At 49.5% G+C, this 20018-nt stretch carries 15 protein-coding genes and 5 pseudogenes; 11 read left to right on the forward strand and 9 right to left on the reverse strand.

The features are described 5' to 3' along the window. Positions 1 to 50 precede the first annotated feature (50 nt). The 3 genes from FEK43_RS05305 (at position 51) to symE (ending at position 3833) form a co-directional block, all read left to right on the forward strand. Complete coding sequence (locus tag FEK43_RS05305) at positions 51 to 1520, forward strand: type I restriction-modification system subunit M (RefSeq protein WP_135408816.1); 1470 nt, start codon at positions 51 to 53, stop codon at positions 1518 to 1520. Beyond that, positions 1520 to 3271, forward strand: a complete 1752-nt coding sequence (locus tag FEK43_RS05310; RefSeq protein ID WP_138158453.1) for a restriction endonuclease subunit S — start codon at positions 1520 to 1522, stop codon at positions 3269 to 3271. Before FEK43_RS05305 ends, FEK43_RS05310 begins: the two co-directional genes overlap by 1 nt. A 220-nt stretch (positions 3272 to 3491) precedes the next feature. Next, the gene (gene symE, locus FEK43_RS05315; protein WP_135408813.1) at positions 3492 to 3833 is read left to right on the forward strand and encodes an endoribonuclease SymE; all 342 of its coding nucleotides are present in this window, start codon (positions 3492 to 3494) and stop codon (positions 3831 to 3833) included. A gap of 46 nt (positions 3834 to 3879) precedes the next feature. Here the strand turns inward: symE and FEK43_RS22985 are convergent, their stop codons facing one another. The 3 genes and pseudogenes from FEK43_RS22985 to FEK43_RS05330 all read right to left on the reverse strand — a co-directional run bounded on the left by FEK43_RS22985 (position 3880) and on the right by FEK43_RS05330 (position 6268). After that, complete coding sequence (locus FEK43_RS22985; protein ID WP_135408811.1) at positions 3880 to 5043, reverse strand: DUF1524 domain-containing protein; 1164 nt, start codon at positions 5041 to 5043, stop codon at positions 3880 to 3882. 47 nt (positions 5044 to 5090) lie between these two features. Next, a pseudogene (locus FEK43_RS22990) lies at positions 5091 to 5973 on the reverse strand (DUF262 domain-containing protein). 142 nt (positions 5974 to 6115) lie between these two features. Next, positions 6116 to 6268, reverse strand: coding sequence for a cytoplasmic protein (locus FEK43_RS05330; RefSeq protein WP_232379226.1), 153 nt, complete (start codon positions 6266 to 6268; stop codon positions 6116 to 6118). A 142-nt stretch (positions 6269 to 6410) separates the two neighbouring features. Between FEK43_RS05330 and FEK43_RS05335 the strand changes: the two genes are divergently transcribed. Further along, entirely contained in the window at positions 6411 to 7823 is a 1413-nt protein-coding gene (locus FEK43_RS05335; protein ID WP_135408808.1) for a PLP-dependent aminotransferase family protein, read from the forward strand. Between the two features lie 243 nt (positions 7824 to 8066). Here FEK43_RS05335 and FEK43_RS05340 read toward each other — a convergent pair whose 3' ends face one another. After that, a complete protein-coding gene (locus FEK43_RS05340) occupies positions 8067 to 9011 on the reverse strand; it encodes an Rpn family recombination-promoting nuclease/putative transposase (RefSeq protein WP_135408806.1) in 945 nt (314 codons plus the stop codon). Between the two features lie 184 nt (positions 9012 to 9195). Between FEK43_RS05340 and FEK43_RS05345 the strand changes: the two genes are divergently transcribed. The 4 genes and pseudogenes from FEK43_RS05345 to FEK43_RS05355 all read left to right on the forward strand — a co-directional run bounded on the left by FEK43_RS05345 (position 9196) and on the right by FEK43_RS05355 (position 12838). Beyond that, positions 9196 to 10476 carry a DUF445 domain-containing protein gene (locus FEK43_RS05345; RefSeq protein WP_135408804.1) on the forward strand — a complete coding sequence of 427 codons (1281 nt, stop codon included), beginning with the start codon at positions 9196 to 9198 and terminating at the stop codon, positions 10474 to 10476. A gap of 34 nt (positions 10477 to 10510) precedes the next feature. After that, a pseudogene (locus tag FEK43_RS22995) lies at positions 10511 to 10671 on the forward strand (2-hydroxyacyl-CoA dehydratase); the annotation flags it as partial. Between the two features lie 60 nt (positions 10672 to 10731). Then, positions 10732 to 11583 (forward strand): YjiK family protein, encoded by an 852-nt coding sequence (locus FEK43_RS05350; RefSeq protein ID WP_135408802.1) that lies wholly within the window; start codon positions 10732 to 10734, stop codon positions 11581 to 11583. Positions 11584 to 11659: 76 nt separating this feature from the next. Next, entirely contained in the window at positions 11660 to 12838 is a 1179-nt protein-coding gene (locus tag FEK43_RS05355; RefSeq protein WP_135408800.1) for an MFS transporter, read from the forward strand. 12 nt (positions 12839 to 12850) lie between these two features. Here FEK43_RS05355 and kptA read toward each other — a convergent pair whose 3' ends face one another. Then, positions 12851 to 13405, reverse strand: coding sequence for an RNA 2'-phosphotransferase (kptA, locus tag FEK43_RS05360; protein WP_130204700.1), 555 nt, complete (start codon positions 13403 to 13405; stop codon positions 12851 to 12853). Between the two features lie 177 nt (positions 13406 to 13582). Here kptA and FEK43_RS05365 point away from each other — a divergent pair. The 3 genes and pseudogenes from FEK43_RS05365 to FEK43_RS05375 all read left to right on the forward strand — a co-directional run. Continuing rightward, positions 13583 to 13771 (forward strand): annotated as a pseudogene (locus FEK43_RS05365) (hypothetical protein); the annotation flags it as partial. A 12-nt stretch (positions 13772 to 13783) separates the two neighbouring features. After that, positions 13784 to 14956: a beta-aspartyl-peptidase gene (iadA, locus tag FEK43_RS05370; protein WP_130204694.1), complete on the forward strand. Its 1173-nt coding sequence runs from the start codon at positions 13784 to 13786 to the stop codon at positions 14954 to 14956. Between the two features lie 64 nt (positions 14957 to 15020). Beyond that, positions 15021 to 15297: pseudogene (locus FEK43_RS05375) on the forward strand (LysR family transcriptional regulator); the annotation flags it as partial. A 36-nt stretch (positions 15298 to 15333) separates the two neighbouring features. Here FEK43_RS05375 and iraD read toward each other — a convergent pair. The 4 genes and pseudogenes from iraD to uxuA form a co-directional block, all read right to left on the reverse strand. After that, a pseudogene (gene iraD, locus FEK43_RS05380) lies at positions 15334 to 15681 on the reverse strand (anti-adapter protein IraD); the annotation flags it as partial. A 413-nt stretch (positions 15682 to 16094) separates the two neighbouring features. Beyond that, positions 16095 to 16868: a Uxu operon transcriptional regulator gene (uxuR, locus tag FEK43_RS05385; protein WP_130216613.1), complete on the reverse strand. Its 774-nt coding sequence runs from the start codon at positions 16866 to 16868 to the stop codon at positions 16095 to 16097. A gap of 268 nt (positions 16869 to 17136) precedes the next feature. Continuing rightward, complete coding sequence (locus FEK43_RS05390; RefSeq protein ID WP_000208194.1) at positions 17137 to 18597, reverse strand: fructuronate reductase; 1461 nt, start codon at positions 18595 to 18597, stop codon at positions 17137 to 17139. Positions 18598 to 18677: 80 nt separating this feature from the next. Beyond that, positions 18678 to 19862: a mannonate dehydratase gene (gene uxuA / locus FEK43_RS05395; protein WP_135408798.1), complete on the reverse strand. Its 1185-nt coding sequence runs from the start codon at positions 19860 to 19862 to the stop codon at positions 18678 to 18680. Between the last annotated feature and the right edge of the window lie 156 nt (positions 19863 to 20018).

Consider the following 20018-nt stretch of genomic DNA (forward strand, 5'->3'; position numbering starts at 1 on the left):
CTTCTGCAACCATCATGTTGCAGAAGGCCTTGTTTTTCATGGAATACAACATGTCTATCAGTTCAGTAATCAAATCATTACAAGATATTATGCGCAAAGATGCCGGTGTGGACGGCGATGCGCAGCGTCTCGGTCAGCTCTCCTGGCTGCTGTTTTTGAAAATCTTCGATGCCCAGGAAGAGGCGCTGGAACTGGAGCAGGATAACTATCAATATCCGATCCCACAGCGTTATTTGTGGCGCAGTTGGGCCGCCAACGCGCAGGGCATTACCGGTGATTCCCTGCTGGAATTCGTTAATGATGATCTGTTCCCGGCGTTGAAAAACCTCACTGCGCCTATCGATAAAAACCCACGCGGCTACGTGGTAAAGCAGGCGTTCAGCGATGCCTATAACTATATGAAAAACGGTACGCTACTGCGTCAGGTGATCAACAAGCTGAACGAAATTGACTTTACCAGCGCCAGCGAACGCCATCTGTTTGGTGATATTTACGAACAGATCCTTAAAGATCTGCAATCTGCGGGCAATGCGGGCGAATTCTATACTCCACGCGCCGTCACTCGCTTTATGGTGGATCGCGTCGATCCGAAACTCGGCGAATCCATTATGGACCCGGCCTGCGGTACGGGCGGTTTTCTTGCCTGCGCATTTGATCATGTAAAGAACAAATACGTGAAGAGCGTCGCCGATCATCAGACGCTGCAACAACAGATCCACGGTGTTGAGAAAAAACAGCTTCCGCACCTGCTGGCGACCACCAATATGCTGCTGCACGGCATTGAAGTACCGGTACAAATTCGTCACGACAACACCCTGAATAAACCGCTTTCCTCCTGGGATGAGCAACTGGATGTCATTGTTACCAACCCGCCATTTGGTGGCACGGAAGAAGACGGTATTGAGAAGAACTTTCCGGCAGAGATGCAAACCCGCGAAACGGCGGATCTGTTCCTGCAACTGATTGTGGAAGTACTGGCGAAAAACGGTCGTGCGGCGGTGGTATTGCCGGATGGCACACTATTTGGCGAAGGCGTTAAAACCAAAATCAAAAAGCTACTTACCGAAGAGTGCAACCTGCATACCATCGTGCGCTTACCGAATGGTGTGTTTAACCCCTATACCGGCATTAAAACCAACCTGTTGTTCTTTACCAAAGGTCAGCCAACCAAAGAGATTTGGTTCTATGAGCATCCGTATCCGTCGGGCGTGAAAAACTACAGCAAAACCAAGCCGATGAAGTTTGAAGAGTTTCAGGCGGAGATCGACTGGTGGGGTAACGAGGCCGATGGTTTTGCCAGCCGCGTCGAGAATGAGCAGGCATGGAAAGTCAGCATTGATGACGTGATTGCGCGTAACTTCAATCTGGATATTAAAAACCCACATCAGGCGGAAACCGTCAGCCATGATCCAGATGAATTGTTAGCGCAGTATGCAAAGCAACAGGCGGAGATCCAGACGCTGCGTAATCAACTGCGCGATATTCTCGGCGCAGCACTGTCTGGCAAGGAGGTTAACTGATGAGTGTGGAAAAGCTGATCGTTGATCATATGGAAACCTGGACCTCGGCGTTGCAAACCCGTTCCACCGCCGGGCGCGGCAGTTCCGGTAAAATTGATTTGTATGGCATTAAGAAATTGCGTGAGCTGATTCTGGAACTGGCTGTGCGCGGTAAACTGGTGCCGCAGGACCCGAACGATGAACCGGCGTCGGAGCTGCTGAAGCGTATTGCGGCGGAAAAAGCGGAGCTGGTGAAGCAAGGTAAAATTAAAAAGCAAAAACCGCTGCCGGAAATTAGCGAGGAAGAGAAGCCGTTTGAATTGCCGGAGGGATGGGAGTGGACGAGGTTAGGATTTATTTCAAACTATGGTTTTTGTGATAAAGCAGAACCTGAAGACGTAACACCTGAAACATGGATCCTTGAATTAGAGGATATAGAGAAAGTCACATCAAAGCTTCTCAATAAGGTAACTTTTGCAGAAAGACCATTTAAAAGCTCTAAGAATCGATTCTCACAAGGTGATGTACTTTATGGAAAATTACGTCCGTACCTAGATAAAGTGATCGTTGCTAATGAACCGGGTGTATGTACTACTGAAATTATCCCAATAACAAGCTATGGTAATATTTACCCAGAGTTCTTACGTCTATTGCTGAAAGCACCAAATTTCATTACTTATGCAAATAGCTCTACACATGGAATGAACTTACCAAGGCTTGGTACAGAAAAAGCTCAGCAGGCTGTCATCGAATTAGCTCCTATCCAGGAGCAACTGCGAATTGTTTCACGTGTTGATAAACTCATGTCCCTCTGCGACCAACTGGAACAACAATCCCTGACCAGTCTGGACGCACATCAGCAACTGGTTGAAACCCTGTTGGGAACACTTACAGACAGCCAAAACGCCGAGGAACTGGCTGAAAACTGGGCACGTATTAGCGAGCATTTCGACACCCTATTTACCACCGAAGCCAGCGTGGATGCGTTAAAACAGACCATTCTGCAACTGGCCGTAATGGGTAAACTTGTGCCGCAGGATCCGAATGACGAACCAGCCTCTGAACTGCTCAAACGAATTGCGCAGGAAAAAGCTCAACTGGTGAAAGAAGGGAAAATAAAAAAACAAAAACCGTTGCCGCCAATTAGCGATGAGGAAAAACCTTTTGAACTGCCGGATGGGTGGGAGTGGTGTCGTTTGGGAGATATTGTTACCATCAGAGGAGGTAAAAGAGTTGCTAATGGATATAAATTACTGACGACTGCAACTCCTCACATATATATCAGAGTCTCTGACATGAAAGATGGAACCATTGATCTTTCTGATCTCAGATATATTGATAGCAATATGCATGAAAAAATATCAAACTATATAATAAAGAAAGAAGATATATATATGACAATTGTTGGGGCTACGATTGGGAAATGTGGGCTTATTCCTCCAGAGCTTGATGGCATGAATTTAACAGAAAATGCAGCTCGTCTTACACCACATGATAAATTATCAAAAGAATATTTATACCAATGTCTTAGAAGTAATTTTTGTCAAAATCAGTTCACAGATAAGACACTGCAGGTAGGTGTACAAAAAATGGCATTAAATAGATTATCTAACACCTTAATTCCGCTAGCACCCAGTATGGAAGCAGCAAAAATTATTGATAATATAAAAAAAATTGAAGATATAAGTAAAGCAATGCTGAAAAAAATAAAATCCGCCCAACAAACCCAACTGCACCTTGCAGACGCACTGACTGACGCGGCGATAAACTAATTTCCTCGCCCTCAAAAAACCAATAAAGCGGCTAAATAGCCGCTTTATTCACATCACCAAAAATTATATTTCACGCTAATTTTCATCTTATTTTCATTAATTTTTAGCTGGACTTTCCCTGTATTTACTGATGATATATCCAGGTATTTAGCGCGGTGCGGATGTGCGCCAACACACCCGCACCGCTAATCACAATCCCTATTTCACGAGAATAGTAATCATGACTGACACGCATTCTATTGCACAACCGTTCGAAGCAGAAGTCTCCCCGGCAAATAACCGTCAATTAACCGTGAGTTATGCGAGTCGCTACCCGGATTACAGCCGTATTCCCGCCATCACCCTGAAAGGTCAGTGGCTGGAAGCCGCCGGTTTTACCACCGGTACGGCGGTAGATGTCAAAGTGATGGAAGGCTGTATTGTCCTCACCGCCCAACCACCCGCCGCCGAAGAGAGCGAACTGATGCAGTCACTGCGCCAGGTGTGCAAACTGTCGGCGCGTAAACAAAAGCAGGTGCAGGATTTTATTGGGGTGATTACAGGTAAACGGAAAGTCGCCTGATACATTGACCCGGTAGCGCCAGTGCTACCGGGTATTATTCGCCGCGTTAGACCAACGCGCTCTCCATCTGTTTTTCAAATGCCTGACGAATTAATCCCATAATGTAAGGAAGTTGTGCGAGGTCACTGAAACCAATTTCCACATCACCATTACCCCAGCGCCCAACATTTGTCACATCCGTGGCAATACCTTTCGGAACGACCAATTCATGAAACTGCATATTAAGCGACAATCGCAGTCGGCTTTTTTGCGGCACAACATCAACAAAATTCGTTTCCGCTTTAAACGCAATATACAGTTTTAAAACTTCCTGCGTGATCCCTGCGTCCAGGCGCATAACTTCATCGCGAAGATGATCGAATAACACCCGGCTATGCAAACCATCAGCAAGAAAAGGATAATCACTCAGGCTGTAACTGGTTTTGTTCTCCGGCTGCCCCCGATAAACAGCTAAAACCTCTTCAGGAAGAGAAGGCGCTTGCCAGACCTGAACCGCAAGCTCCGCCAGACGATCGGCACGGGCGCGAATGGCGGCTTCATCCCATTTTTCGCACTGTCCAAGACCGATATTCAAATAGAGCGGGCTATGTTTAAAGCCGTCGTCAATATCGCGTTTTTCCGCGAAAGGTCTGTCACTGTAGCGGGAGTTATAGCGCGTTAAAGTGAGATTCCCCAACGTATGTAACAGTTCTTTATGCACACGCTGCCAGTCGCTTCCCAGCTCTTCACGCCATTTAGCCGACAGATTTTCGTTCTGCGGCATAATATGTTCAATCGTAAACTCTTCCACGCGCTCTCTGCGTTTATCGTTTTCCAGTCGTCGTAACCAGTAGCTGCGACTACGGAAGTTATAGAGATCGCGAACTTTTAATTCCCGTTTAAATTCATCATCGTTGGGGAAACGACGATATGAAGGTAGATTCAAAAAATGTACCTGAATACTTTCCAGATAATTTTCTTTATTAATAACTTTATAAAAAGTGGCAAATGTCTTGTTCAAAGAATTTGTCGGAATTGCACAAACTGCACGGCGGAAAACATAAGATTCAATTAAACGAATTATGCTCAGGAAATCTTCGTGAGACAAAACGCCATTTTTATAGTCATGATAAAGCGCCAGTAAGAAAGGATACGCCACATCGACCTTTAACTCGCGCAAATCCTGAAAAGCCGTAGCAAGCGATTTGTCACTTTCTTTTCCCAATGCCATTGCACAGTAATACTCCGCGTAGATATGAATATCTTCAACCAGCCGATCTACGCCTTTTTCAGCAACACGCTGGCTGCGGGCATGGAGTTTAAATGCCTCATAGACTTCATCTGTCCGAGGGATCTCCCCCGTTTTTACCGTCAGATAATGACGCATAAAACTGTCAAAATATTCGCTGTAACCTTGCTGACCAAAGGCGACTTCCATTGGACGCCAGTGATCTTCATACAACCGGGTTTGATGCTCTGGTTCGAGGCCCATCAGAATAAAATTGCGCACCAGATCGGCCTGACTTAACGCCTTACCGGTGGAGTTCATACTTTCAAAAATCAGTTGCGGATTATCCTGACCACGATTAAGCGCCACATCGACAATTAATAACTTTGCTAACCCACGACATAAGGGGATCAAGTCATCACCGAGTTTGGCAATTTGTTCATCAAAGAAAGTAAAGTTTTCCATTATTCGATGGGAATAGTTTTCTGGCATTGGTCTTTGTTTTATTAACGCCAGTAAACTGTCTTTATCAGTCTCGGTCAGCAGTAATTTAAAACCTTTCTCGCCGGACTCATAAGGATTGAGCAAATAATAATTACGCAATTTCATTGCCGAAAAGCCATCAAAAACTTCGTCTTCGCCAAGATGGCGCGATAAAGCCTCAATCAGCAACATTGCGGTCGTCAGCCGCTGCTGACCATCAATGACCAGCAACGGAGAAATACCAGAAACCTGATACAATCCCTGCTCTATATAAACAACCGAACCGATAAAATGCGCTGATATATCGTCACGCTTTCCTGCACGAATGATGTCGTCCCAAAGTTGCCGACATTGTTGTTCTGTCCATGAATAAGTCCGTTGATAAATGGGAATAACAAACTGCTGCGAACGTTTTAAAAAATCGAGTAGGCGAGCTTCTGTAGCTTTCATTCTGACGTCTTTCCGTGAAGCAATAATGACGCAATAATAACCACTTCCTTGTGAAGGTTATAGCGAAATCCGGTTTATCCGCGACGAATTGCCCCCTCACTCCACATCCTCCCTGCGTAACCCAATATCCCTCAACCGTTCATCACTCATTTGCTGTAACACCCGTCGGGTCTGCATTTGCCGCCACCAACGCCTCACCGCCTGCCAGAGTTGTACGAAACCAATAAACGGCGTTTTGGCTCTGTTTTCGTGAAATTCCATCTGCTGCCTCCTCATCTTTCAGAGGCTTCATCATCCGCCTTCTGGCAGTTCACAATACAGATTCAAATATTAGTTTTATTTAACATACAGACAGGTTAAAACAGCATCTGCATCCGGTTTTTTAGCCTCATCTGTACCGGTTTTTCTCTCTGTATGGTCCAAATAAGGAACACAGCATGACGCGTTATCAACATCTGGCGACTCTACTTGCCGAGCGGATTGAGCAAGGGCTGTATCGTCACGGGGAGAAATTGCCGTCGGTGCGCAGCTTAAGTCTGGAGCACGGCGTCAGCATCAGCACCGTGCAGCAGGCGTATCAGACGCTGGAGACGATGAAGCTCATCACTCCGCAGCCGCGTTCGGGTTATTTTGTCGCACAACGTAAAGCCCAACCGCCAGTGCCGCCGATGACGCGTCCGGTGCAACGCCCGGTGGAAATTACCCAGTGGGATCAGGTGCTGGATATGCTGGAGGCGCATAGCGACAGTTCCATTGTTCCGTTAAGCAAAAGCACGCCGGATGTCGAAACGCCCAGCCTGAAACCACTCTGGCGGGAGCTAAGCCGGGTGGTACAGCATAATCTGCAAACCGTTCTCGGTTATGACTTGTTAGCCGGTCAGCGAGTGTTGCGGGAGCAGATTGCCCGCCTGATGCTCGACAGCGGCTCGGTGGTCACCGCCGATGACATCATCATCACCAGCGGCTGCCATAACTCGATGTCGCTGGCGTTAATGGCGGTGTGTAAACCGGGCGATATTGTCGCGGTCGAATCTCCCTGTTATTACGGTTCAATGCAGATGCTGCGCGGCATGGGCGTGAAAGTGATTGAAATCCCAACCGATCCAGAAACAGGCATCAGCGTTGAAGCGCTGGAACTGGCGCTGGAACAGTGGCCGATTAAAGGCATCATTCTGGTGCCAAACTGTAATAATCCGCTGGGATTTATTATGCCGGACGCGCGCAAACGGGCCGTTCTCTCTCTCGCTCAGCGTCATGATATTGTGATTTTTGAAGATGATGTCTACGGCGAACTGGCAACGGAGTATCCGCGCCCGCGGACCATTCATTCCTGGGATATCGACGGGCGAGTGCTGTTGTGCAGCTCGTTCAGTAAAAGCATTGCACCAGGCCTGCGCGTGGGTTGGGTCGCACCGGGGCGTTATCACGATAAACTGATGCATATGAAATACGCCATCAGCAGCTTTAATGTGCCGTCCACGCAAATGGCGGCGGCAACGTTTGTGCTGGAAGGTCACTATCATCGCCATATCCGGCGGATGCGGCAGACTTATCAGCGCAATCTGGCGCTTTATACCTGCTGGATACGGGAATATTTTCCCTGCGAAATCTGTATTACGCGCCCGAAAGGCGGATTTTTACTGTGGATCGAATTGCCTGAACAGGTCGATATGGTCTGCGTCGCGCGGCAGCTATACTGCATGAAAATCCAGGTGGCGGCAGGCTCGATTTTCTCAGCTTCCGGCAAATACCGTAATTGTCTGCGCATCAACTGCGCTTTGCCGCTCAGCGAAACCTATCGCGAAGCACTGAAGCAAATTGGCGAGGCCGTGTATCAGGCAATGGAATGAATTCGAATTAGTGGCGAGGCCCCTGATTTCCTCTCACGAATCGCCTGTGACTCGTTTTATCTTTGCAGGGCCATCGCCACGTTCCAGCATGGCTTAGGCCAAGCGCGATTTGTTCATGCCGGATGCCATGTGAACGCCTTACCAGGGCTACAAAAATCTTTAAAGTTCAATATATTGAATGGGTTATGTAGACCTGATAAGCGTAGCGCACTAGGCAGCTTTGCGTTTGTCATCAGTCTCTGATTAGTACTCGATCCATGGATCGCGCTTGCTTTCAGGCAAGGGCTGCTCTAATGCCTGCATTTGCTCTGCCGAAAGTCCAGTAATCTTTTGTATCCATTCAGGATCTGCCCCATTCTGCAACAACAATCGGAGGAGGCGCTGTTCCCCTTCTTCTTTCCCTTTCTCCCTCCCCAACAGCCATCCATCATTATGAATTCGCTCTGCAATAGTCATTATTCGCTCCCTTTGTTGTGGCATTCGACGGGTAAGTTCGCTGATAAACGCCTTAAAACGCGCTTCATCGCCAGTCAGTAAAATGTAATTTAACAGCGCAGTTATCTGGCTGTCATTAGCACACTCTGTAACCAGTAATACTACCAGTTGGTCGATAAGCCCCATCAGATCGCGTTGGCGAATATGCTTTTGGATCAACTCCAACAGGGCGACTCTGCGATGCTGCACAATCTCGTCGTCTGGCACGACAGTGATATCCACCAGCGGGAACGCGGCGTTATAGAGCTTTCGTGCGGTAGTCGGGTCGACAAATTCGTCCAGCCAACACAAGGACCAGGGATAAGGACTACGGCTACCGTGATAAAACAGCATCGGGATGACCAGCGGTAGCGGCCGGCGTTTATCATGCTCGATATGGCGCTGCATCACCGCCATGGAATAGCGCATCAGACGAAACGCCATATGGATATCCTCGCGGCTCTGATGTTCAATCACCACATAGATATAGCCATCGCCTTCGCGGGTCTTTACCGACCATAAAATATCGGAGTGTAGCGCCCGCAATTTTTCATCGACAAAGCTGGCAGATTCCAGTTTTAAGGTGTCGAGATCGCATAGTTCACGTATGCCTTTTGGTAAATGGATCTCCATAAAATCCCGCGCAGTGTCAGGGTGCGTGAGAAAGGTTTTAAATAATGCATCATGCGGCGTGCTGGTCGTGAAGTTTGTCATGGCGATCCGTCACCTGTTGATAAGATGACCCGACTTTAGCGACTAACAAAACCCTTCTCACCCGGCAAATTCCCATTCCCCGAGGCGCTTTCCAGGCTATTTTTATTCCTCTGCAAACGATACATTCTTATGGAAGATATCTCGCTTTTTGCGTTTTCTTACCGTCAGGCTCTATTCTTACGATATGAATAAAATCATTGAACTCCGACGCGCCAAAATGCTGGCGCTCTCTTTGCTGCTCGTTGCTGCCGCGACTTTTATCGTTACGCTGTTTTTACCGCCTAATTTTTGGGTGAGCGGCGTGAAGGCGATTGCCGAAGCGGCGATGGTCGGCGCGCTGGCGGACTGGTTTGCGGTGGTGGCGCTGTTTCGCCGCGTGCCGATACCGATTATTTCTCGCCATACGGCGATTATTCCGCGTAATAAAGACCGGATTGGCGAAAATCTCGGCCAGTTCGTGCAGGAAAAATTTCTCGATACTCAGTCGCTGGTAGCGCTAATCCGGCGTCATGAACCGGCGTTGTTAATTGGCAACTGGTTTAGTCAGCCGGAAAACGCCCGTCGCGTTGGACAGCATCTGTTGCAGATCATGAGTGGTTTTCTCGAGCTGACCGATGATGCGCGTATTCAACGTCTGCTTAAGCGTGCGGTGCATAAGGCGATCGATAAAGTGGATCTTTCCGGCACCAGTGCACTGATGCTGGAGAGCATGACCAAAAACGATCGTCATCAGGTGCTGCTCGATACGTTAATCGCACAACTGATCGCCCTGCTGCAACGAGACAAATCGCGCAAGTTTATCGCCCAGCAGATCGTCCGCTGGCTGGAGAGCGAGCATCCGCTGAAAGCCAAAATTTTGCCCACTGAATGGCTGGGCGAACATAGCGCGGAGTTGGTTTCTGACGCCGTGAATTCTTTGCTTGATGATATCAGCCGCGATCGCGCACATCAGATCCGCCATGCGTTTGATCGCGCTACCTTCGCGCTGATCGAGAAACTGAAAAACGATCCGGAAATGGCGGCGCGGGCCGATGCCGTGAAAAGTTATCTGAAAGAAGATGAAGCATTTAACCGCTATCTTGGTGAATTGTGGGGGGATTTACGGGAATGGCTGAAAGCGGATATCAACAGCGACGATTCTCGCGTGAAAGAACGTATTGCTCGTGCAGGACAGTGGTTTGGCGAGACGTTAATTGCCGATGATGCCCTGCGCGCCTCGTTAAATGGTCATCTGGAACAGGCCGCGCACCGCGTCGCGCCAGAGTTTTCGGCATTCCTGACGCGCCACATCAGCGATACGGTAAAAAGCTGGGATGCGCGCGATATGTCGCGGCAGATCGAGTTAAATATTGGCAAGGACCTCCAGTTTATCCGTGTTAACGGCACACTAGTCGGCGGTTGTATTGGTCTGATTTTGTATTTGTTGTCGCAGATCCCGGCCTTGCTACCCTTCAGCAATTTTTAGGAAGCGATAAAAATTATGCCAGGGGCGAACTGAGAAAAGCAGCTACAGTTTCAGCAAAACCGATAATGCCCCTACTTCTATTTTTCTGATCTGGTGGTCAGTGAAGCTATCTGCGACAGCAAAAAGAAAATGTACGAATACATGGCGGCGTTTAAACCTGTTCATGTAATGCAACAGCCGAACGGCGTTAAGGATTCATTAAGATCGCTACGTATACTTCCCGATATCTTATTGATTTGCCTTAAAGGGATTACCGTGACAAAAAGTATTTCGTTAAGTAAACGCATCTCCGTTATTGTGATTCTTTTTGCCATTGTGGCAGTGTGTACTTTCTTCGTGCAATCTTGCGCCCGTAAAAGCAATCATGCAGCATCATTTCAGAATTACCACGCCACCATTGCCGGCAAAGAAATTGCAGGCGTAACGAATAATATCTCCTCGCTGACCTGGTCGGCACAGAGCAATACCCTGTTTAGCACTATCAACAAGCCCGCGACGATTGTTGAAATGACCACCAATGGCGATTTGATCCGTACTATTCCTCTGGATTTTGTTAAGGATCTCGAGACGATCGAATACATTGGCGATAATAAGTTTGTCATTAGCGATGAGCGCGATTATGCCATTTATGTGATTTCACTTAATGCCAACTCGGAAGTAAAAATCCTCAAAAAAATAAAAATCCCGCTGCAGGAAACCCCGACCAATTGTGGTTTTGAAGGGCTGGCCTATTCTCCTGCCGATCAAACTTTCTGGTTTTTTAAAGAGAAAAATCCGATCGAGGTCTACAAAGTGAGCGGGCTGTTGCGTAACGATGAATTACACATCAGCAAAGACCAGACATTACAGCAGCAGTTTAATTTAGATGATGTTTCTGGCGCAGATTTTAACCCACAAAAAAATAGCTTGTTGGTGTTGTCTCATGAATCACGCGCACTCCAGGAAGTAACCGTAACAGGAGACGTGATCGGCGAAATGTCGTTAACCAAAGGCAAGTATGGCCTTTCACATAACATCAAACAGGCCGAAGGGGTTGCGATGGATGCCTCTGGTAATATTTATATCGTTAGCGAACCAAATCATTTTTATCGCTTTACCCCTAAATAATCACATTAACAGGCTGGCATGTTTCACTTTTTTGTTATTAACTTGTTAATTACAAAAAATACAAACAAGGTTAAACATGCCTCCGTCCTCGCATCCCGTAGAACGCTTTTCTTTCAGCACCGCGCTTTTCGGGATGCTGGTTCTGACCTTAGGTATGGGATTAGGTCGCTTCCTTTATACACCTATGTTGCCCGTCATGATGGCGGAAGGGGCGTTTTCATTTAGCCAGCTCTCGTGGATTGCCAGCGGCAACTATGCGGGGTATCTGGCTGGCAGTCTGCTATTTTCGTTTGGCGCATTTCACCAGCCGTCGCGTCTGCGCCCATTTCTGTTGGCTTCTGCCCTGGCGAGCGGATTGTTGATCCTCGCAATGGCATGGTTGCCGTCATTTATCCTGGTGTTATTGATTCGCTTCCTGGCGGGTGTCGCCAGCGCTGGAATGCTGATTTTTGGTTCGACGCTGATTATGCAGCACACGCGCCATCCTTTTGTGCTGGCAGCTTTGTTTTCTGGCGTTGGTATTGGCATCGCGCTGGGCAATGAATATGTTCTGGCAGGCCTGCATTTTGCCCTCTCCTCGCAAACGTTATGGCAAGGAGCCGGGGCGCTTTCTGGCATGATGCTGATTGCACTTACGCTTTTAATGCCCTCGAAAAAACACACCGTCGCGCCAACGCCATTGGCAAAAACGGAGCAACAGATAATGAGCTGGTGGTTACTGGCTATTCTGTACGGCCTGGCGGGATTTGGTTACATCATCGTCGCGACTTACCTGCCGCTCATGGCGAAAGATGCAGGCTCACCATTGTTAACCGCCCATCTCTGGACGTTAGTCGGCTTATCAATTGTGCCTGGTTGCTTTGGCTGGCTATGGGCAGCAAAACGTTGGGGAGCATTACCCTGCCTGACGGCGAATTTACTGGTGCAGGCTGTCTGTGTGCTGCTTACTCTCGCCAGCGACTCGCCTCTCTTGCTTATCATCAGTAGTATCGGTTTTGGCGGTACCTTTATGGGCACGACATCTCTGGTGATGACTATCGCCCGCCAACTGAGCGTACCGGGAAATCTCAATCTTTTAGGCTTTGTGACGCTCATTTACGGCATTGGGCAAATCCTCGGCCCGGCGCTGACCAGTATGCTCGGCAATGGAACATCGGCGCTTGCCAGCGCCACTCTCTGCGGCGCGGCGGCGTTGTTTATTGCTGCGCTTATCAGCACAGTGCAATTATTTAAGCTACAAGTGGTCGCTTCATAAGGGCTGTTTCCCTTACCACTCAAGAAACTCAACCTCAACCATTGATGTCAGCCAGACCCCGTTTTCCGCTTGCCAGAAAGGGATCCCTCGTTTCGCCATTTCCTGTGCTTTGACGGTTAAGATAACCGGCGAACCGTGTCTTGCCCCAACTTTGCGGGCCGTTGCTTCATCAGCAGAGAGATGCACATGATGACGCTCCCCTGCAATCAGCCCCTGTTTTTTTATCGCCTCAAGAAAACGGCTTGCCGTACCGTGGTAGAGAAATTGTGGCGGTGTTTTTTCGATGAAGGCAATGGCGACCTGCGAAGTCGAATGCCCCTGAACGGCGCGAATACACGTACCATCACTGGAATAACTAAAGCGCTTCTTATCGCTGGTGGCGACCACAGTATCCAGTAATGCGCGGGTTAACCGCTTGCCAGCTTTTTGTGCACAGAGTATGAGCTTATCGATATCCGCCCATCCTTCACGGTCCAGCACGATGCCAATCGCCTCCGGTTTATGTCGGAGGACAAAACTTAAAAACTTGCTCGTCTCTGCCAGCTCTTTGTCGTTGTATTTTGCCATTTTGCATTCGTCCTTGTATTCGCCGCCTTTACTCACCAGCCGTTATTGTCACCGTGTTTATGAATTTTCTGCAACTCAATCCTTACAGGAAGGTTCTCCGCGCAGCGTAATTTTTCCACGTAGCCGCCACAAGCATACATAATGGGGATTGTTATGGCACAACAAGGGGATGCTGTAGCTGGCGTGTTAACCGACCATGATGTCACCGTTTTACTGCCCGCGATGTATTTAATGGGCAACCCGGTGCAAAATGTCGGTCGCTGCCTGGGGACAGCCGAAGTAAATGCCAAATATTACCCGCATATCATTACGGTCTGCGTGATTAACGCGTTGCTGTCAAACCTGGTTATGCAGCTTATTATTTAACAAGGAGTTACCATGATTGATTATTCCGCAGCCGGTTTTACCCTGCTGCAGGGAGCGCATTTATATGCGCCGGAAGATCGAGGAATTTGCGATGTCCTCGTCGCTAACGGCAAGATTATCGCCGTTGCCAGCAACATCCCTTCTGACATCGTACCGGACTGCACGGTTGTCGATCTCAGCGGGCAGATCCTCTGCCCAGGTTTTATTGATCAACACGTCCATTTAATTGGCGGCGGCGGCGAAGCTGGCCCCACTACACGCACGCCGGAAGTCGCGCTTAGTCGTCTGACAGAAGCGGGCGTCACGTCAGTGGTTGGTCTGCTCGGCACCGACTCTATCTCTCGCCACCCGGAATCCTTACTCGCCAAGACTCGTGCGCTCAATGAAGAAGGCATTAGCGCCTGGATGCTGACCGGTGCTTATCATGTGCCTTCCCGTACCATTACAGGCTCGGTGGAAAAAGATGTGGCGATTATCGATCGCGTGATTGGCGTGAAATGTGCCATCTCAGACCACCGCTCGGCCGCGCCGGATGTTTATCATCTGGCCAATATGGCGGCGGAATCCCGCGTTGGAGGTTTGCTCGGCGGTAAACCTGGCGTCACCGTGTTCCACATGGGCGACAGCAAAAAGGCGTTACAGCCCATCTATGACCTTCTTGAGAACTGCGACGTACCCATCAGCAAGTTGCTGCCGACCCACGTTAACCGCAACGTTCCGTTGTTTGAGCAGGCGCTGGAGTTCGCGCGCAAAGGCGGCACCATCGATATCACCAGCAGCATTGACGAACCGGTCGCCCCTGCCGAAGGTATTGCCCGCGCCGTTCAGGCGGGTATTCCGCTGGCTCGCGTTACCCTTAGCTCCGACGGCAACGGCAGTCAGCCGTTCTTTGACGATGAAGGGAATTTAACGCATATCGGTGTTGCGGGTTTTGAGACGTTGCTGGAAACCGTGCAAGTGTTGGTTAAAGACTATGGCTTTAGTATCAGCGATGCCCTGCGTCCACTCACCAGTAGCGTCGCTGGTTTCCTCAACCTGACCGGTAAAGGCGAAATTCTGCCGGGCAATGACGCGGATCTGTTAGTGATGACACCACAGTTGCGTATTGAGCAGGTATACGCTCGCGGCAAACTGATGGTCAAAGACGGCAAAGCGTGTGTGAAAGGGACGTTTGAAACTGCATAAGCAGTTCCGAACGCTTGAACAGGCGACTGGCGTTGAGCTGTTTAATCGCCAAAGGCAACGCTACAACTCCTGTGTGGGGCGATTTATTAACCGCCCCCTGACATGCCACTGCGAGTTACGTTTCAGCACTTTTTGGCTCTTCATGGGCCAATTATTCAAGCAAGTTGCCTTCGGCAGCTGTGGAATATCTGGCTACCGGAGTACGCCATACAACAAGAAATTCGCAGCGGGCAGCTCATTGTCCTGAATCGGGACGAATTAGTTATCCCGCATTCCGGATGAATCCCGTTGCAGAGCGTTTCTGGCGTGAACTGCGTGGGCTGGAGATTGAACCTGGCTGAAAGTCCCGGTATTGAACTATGCCAGCTCCCCTTCTGCCAGACCAGGTCAAACGTTAGCGGCTCATCATCGTGGTACAGCATCATCTCCAGACTAATGACCAACTCGTGGCAATAGACTGCTTTCAGATTGACCTGCAATGCTGCAATACGTGGCTCATGAAATAAAAGCGCGGAACGTAACTGGCGGCAATACCAACTCTGGAGAAGCTTGTCGCTCTGATTATGCCCTTGCCACTCAGGCATGCCTGAAACAAGTAATATTGGTAGCGGTGAATGGGGAGAACTAAAAAGTTGAAAGAGATCCCGACATACGGAATCACGCAGCGATAACGTATTGTTCCCTGTACTTTCAGGTAATACCGTCTGAACCGATTGGCGCATCATTTTGCGCACTCCTGACGTTTAGTGGCATCTGTATCCTGCCCTGGCTGCTGGACACCACTGGGTTGATGCTCATATTCCATAATCATTCCTTTATGCTCATTGCGTCCCTGGCACTTTCATAAGGGATTTATAAGATCCGCCAAAGATAAAACACTGTACAGAAAAGAATATCCACTGACTTTTTATTTAAAAAGGTATCATTTGACAAAAGTCATTAAACATAACGGAAATATGTTAACATATTCTGATTATTCCGAATAATTTCTCAGCGTTAAACTGATATATAATTATTCCAAAACAATATATCGTACGTAATGATTAAATTACGCATAATATATTCTGCAGAACATAATTAATTATTCAGGGAACATACATAGTGCAAAGCGGTTCAACTTTGCACCAGAAATGAGGGATCAGGCGTCCACTTTATCCAACGGCCACGAATCAAACAGATAACCATCGAAATAGATGTCATCAACATTAGAGAACTCCAGCAAGCGCTGCTTCACATTCTCCAGATGCTGCCACATCGCCAGTTTTGCCGCGCGGGCATCTTTTTTGATTAACGCAGCCAGGATCTGTTTGTGATCGTCTAACCACTCTTTGCGGTATAAGCTGTCATCGAGATGGCTATGTAACTGGATCCACATTGGATTATTTTCCCGCCACTCCCAGGACTGACGGAACAGTTCCACCAGCATGCTGTTATGCGTGGCTTCAGCAATAGCGAGGTGGAACTGCATGTCGCCGCTTTCGCTACTACCCGGCGCGCTGGAAGCCAGTTCACGCTCTTCCAGTTGCAATGCCTGACGCATTTTAACGATGTCTTCGCGGGTAGCCTGCAAAGCGGCAAACTCGGCGATGTTACTTTCCAGCAACTGGCGCGCCTGTAACAGTTCAAAAGGACCGGCGTCATTGCAGACGTTGGCCTCTGCGCTCTCTGCATTATGGCTGGGTAAACTGTCGAGCACATAAATACCGGCACCACGTCGTACTTCTACCAGCCCTTTGATCTCCAGCATGATCAGTGCCTCACGCACCACCGTGCGGGTGACATCCAGCATTTCTGCGATTTCACGCTCCGGCGGTAGTCGCTCCCCAGGATTGTACGGCGTCTTAAGGATCAGATCGCGGATCATCGCCCCAACTTCCTGGTAAGGTCTTTGCGCAGAGGTGGCAGATTTCATGATGTTGTGTCCGTTAGATGCGATTAATCAAATTATTGCCGGATGCGGCGTGAACGCCTTATTCGGCCTACAAAGAGTGCGTATTCAATAAATTGCGATTGATCCGTAGGCCCGCCAGGCTTACTTACCGGGCAATTTTACGTTGACCGTTAATTTCAAACTATACCATTAGCACTGGAAGTTGGCACGTACAGGTGGGCAAAAAACGAAAACTGGTCAACCAAATATATTTTTGATTGACCAGTGAGTCTGTAGGGTAATCAGTCAGTTACAGTGCAGCCACACACTCACGCGCGCCGCGCTCGCACAGCTGCTGATATGCCGCAGTCACCGCGCCAACAAAGTCTGCATTTTGCGGCAGATCATCGGCAAAGATACCGCTCAGGCCCAGCAACGCTTTCACGCGGTCTGCGCCCTGATACTGCGCATTGATCTTCTGGAACTCGGCCAGCATCGGGTCTACCACGTCGATAGCATTACCCTGCTCATCCACGCCCTGGGTGTAACGCATCCAGCCCGCTACGCCAAGCGCAAGGTGACGCCAGCTACCGCCGTTTTGCAGGTGTAAACGCACCGGGTCCAGCAGACGCTGTGGTAACTTCTGGCTGCCGTCCATCGCAATCTGCCAAGTACGGTGACGCAGAGACGGGTTGCTGAAACGCTCGATCAGCAGCGTCGCATAGGCGTTCAGATCAGTCCCTTCCGGCATCGACAGCGTTGGTGCTTGTTCCTGCATCATCAGGGCAAAGGCCGCTTTGCGGTAATCCGGGTTAGTCATGGTGTCGGCAATGGTTTCATAACCGCCGAGGTAACCGAGGTATGCCAGGAAAGAGTGGCTGCCGTTAAGCATACGCAGTTTCATCATTTCGAACGGTACAACATCCGCAACAAACTGCGCGCCGACTTTATCCCAGTCCGGACGACCATTAACGAAGTTATCTTCAATGACCCACTGACGGAATGGTTCGCAGGCAATGGCGCACGGATCATAAACGCCCAGCTGGTCAGCAATTTCCTGCAACGTTTCAGGGGTAGCTGCCGGAACGATACGGTCAACCATGGTGCACGGGAAGGTGACGTTCTCTTCAATCCATGCAGCCAGTTGCGGGTCACGCGCCTGAGCCAGCCCCAGAACGGCAACTTTCGCCACATGACCATTTTCACGCACGTTATCACAGGACATCACCGTAAACGCTTTCAGCCCTTTTTCACGACGCAGACGCAGGGCTTCTACGATGTAACCAATTGCGGACTTCGGCGCAGTCGGGTTTTCCAGATCGTGCTTGATCAGCGGGTTATTGAGATCCAGCTGACCGCTCGCCGCATCGGCACAGTAGCCTTTTTCCGTGACCGTCAGGGAGACAATCGCCGTCTGCGGACGCGCCATCGCGTTGAGAATACCTTCGCAACCGTCGATTTCCGGATGCAGGGCTTCTTTCATCGAACCAATAATTTTCAGCTCGGTGCTTTCCGCGCCTTTTTCCGCCACGGTGTACAGCAGCTGCTGTTTTTTCAGGTTTTCGATCAGCACGCGGTCGTTGCCTGGCATCAGGTTAACTTCGCAGATACCCCAGTCGCTATCGGTGCTTTCCAGCAGGTGATGGGTATACAGCGCCTGGTGCGCGCGGTGAAACGCCCCGCAACCGAGATGCACAATGCGTGATTCCAGACGAGAATGATCCCATGACGGGCGGGCAACCGGCAGATTGCTGTCAACAATAGTAGTCATCGTAAACTCCAGAATCCGTCTTCAGAGAGTGACGGCAAGGAAGAAGGAACCGGCACGGCGCGCAGCCATGCCGGTGGGTATTAACGGCTAAAGAAAGCGCGCTGGATCGCCAGTTCGACACCGCGAACTTCGGCCAGGCCTTTCAGACGACCAATTGCGGAGTAACCTGGGTTAGTTTTCTTCTTCAGGTCGTCCAGCATCTGATGACCGTGGTCCGGGCGCATCGGGATCAGGTCTTCTTTGCCTTCCGCTTTACGACGGTGTTCTTCTTCAACAATCGCTTTCACCACTTCGTACATATCAACGTCACCGTTCAGGTGCGCCGCTTCGTGGAAGGTTTTCGGGTTATCTTCACGCATGGTGGAACGCAGATGGGTGAAGTAAATGCGCGAACCGAACTGCTTGATCATATCAACCAGATCGTTGTCAGCACGCACGCCGTAGGAACCGGTGCACATGGTGAAACCGTTCGCCATGCTATTTACGGTATCAACCATCCACTGCATATCTTCAATGGTAGAAACAATGCGCGGCAGGCCGAGGATTGGGCGCGGCGGATCGTCCGGGTGAACAGCCATACGCACGCCAACTTCTTCGGCAACCGGAATAATCGCCTTCAGGAAGACCGCAAAGTTTTCGCGCAGTTTGGCTTTGTCGATATCTTTGTACAGCTCCAGGTGCTTACGGAACTGGTCGAGGGTATAACCTTCTTCCGCGCCCGGAAGACCAGCAATGATGTTACGGGTCAGACGCGCTTTGTCTTCGTCGCTCATGGTGGCGAAGCGTTCAGCTGCCTGAGCAATTTCTTCTTCGGTGTAATCCGCTTCCGCGCCTGGACGCTTCAGGATGTGCATTTCGAATGCAGCGAATTCGATCTGGTCGAAGCGCAGAGCTTTGGAGCCGTCTGGCAGCACGTATTCAAGGTCAGTACGGGTCCAGTCGAGCACCGGCATGAAGTTATAGCACACGGTGCGGATACCGCACTGCGCCAGGTTGCGCAGGGTCTGCTGATAGTTAGCGATCCACTGCTCATAGTTGCCAGTGTGGGTTTTGATATCTTCGTGAATTGGCACGCTTTCTACGACAGACCACACCAGGCCTGCGTCTTCAACGATAGCCTTGCGTTTGAGGATCTCTTCAACGGACCATACTTCGCCGTTCGGGATATGGTGCAGCGCGGTAACCACGCCAGTTGCGCCCGCCTGACGGACATCAGCTAAAGAAACCGGATCGTTAGGGCCGTACCAGCGCCAGGTCTGTTCCATGTTTATTCCTCTTTCACGTAGTGGGTTCAACAGCGAAGAGACGCGGAACCCCGGAGTTGTTTAGGTATCCGAATGAACGACCAGACCGCAGCCGTGGCGTTGCATCGGATGAGATGGCGTATAAGTTCTACCTTTTGGTAATACATGTCAACCTGA

Origin of the sequence: Escherichia sp. E2562 (assembly GCF_005781075.1) — a bacterium.
In the GTDB taxonomy this organism is placed as follows: domain Bacteria; phylum Pseudomonadota; class Gammaproteobacteria; order Enterobacterales; family Enterobacteriaceae; genus Escherichia.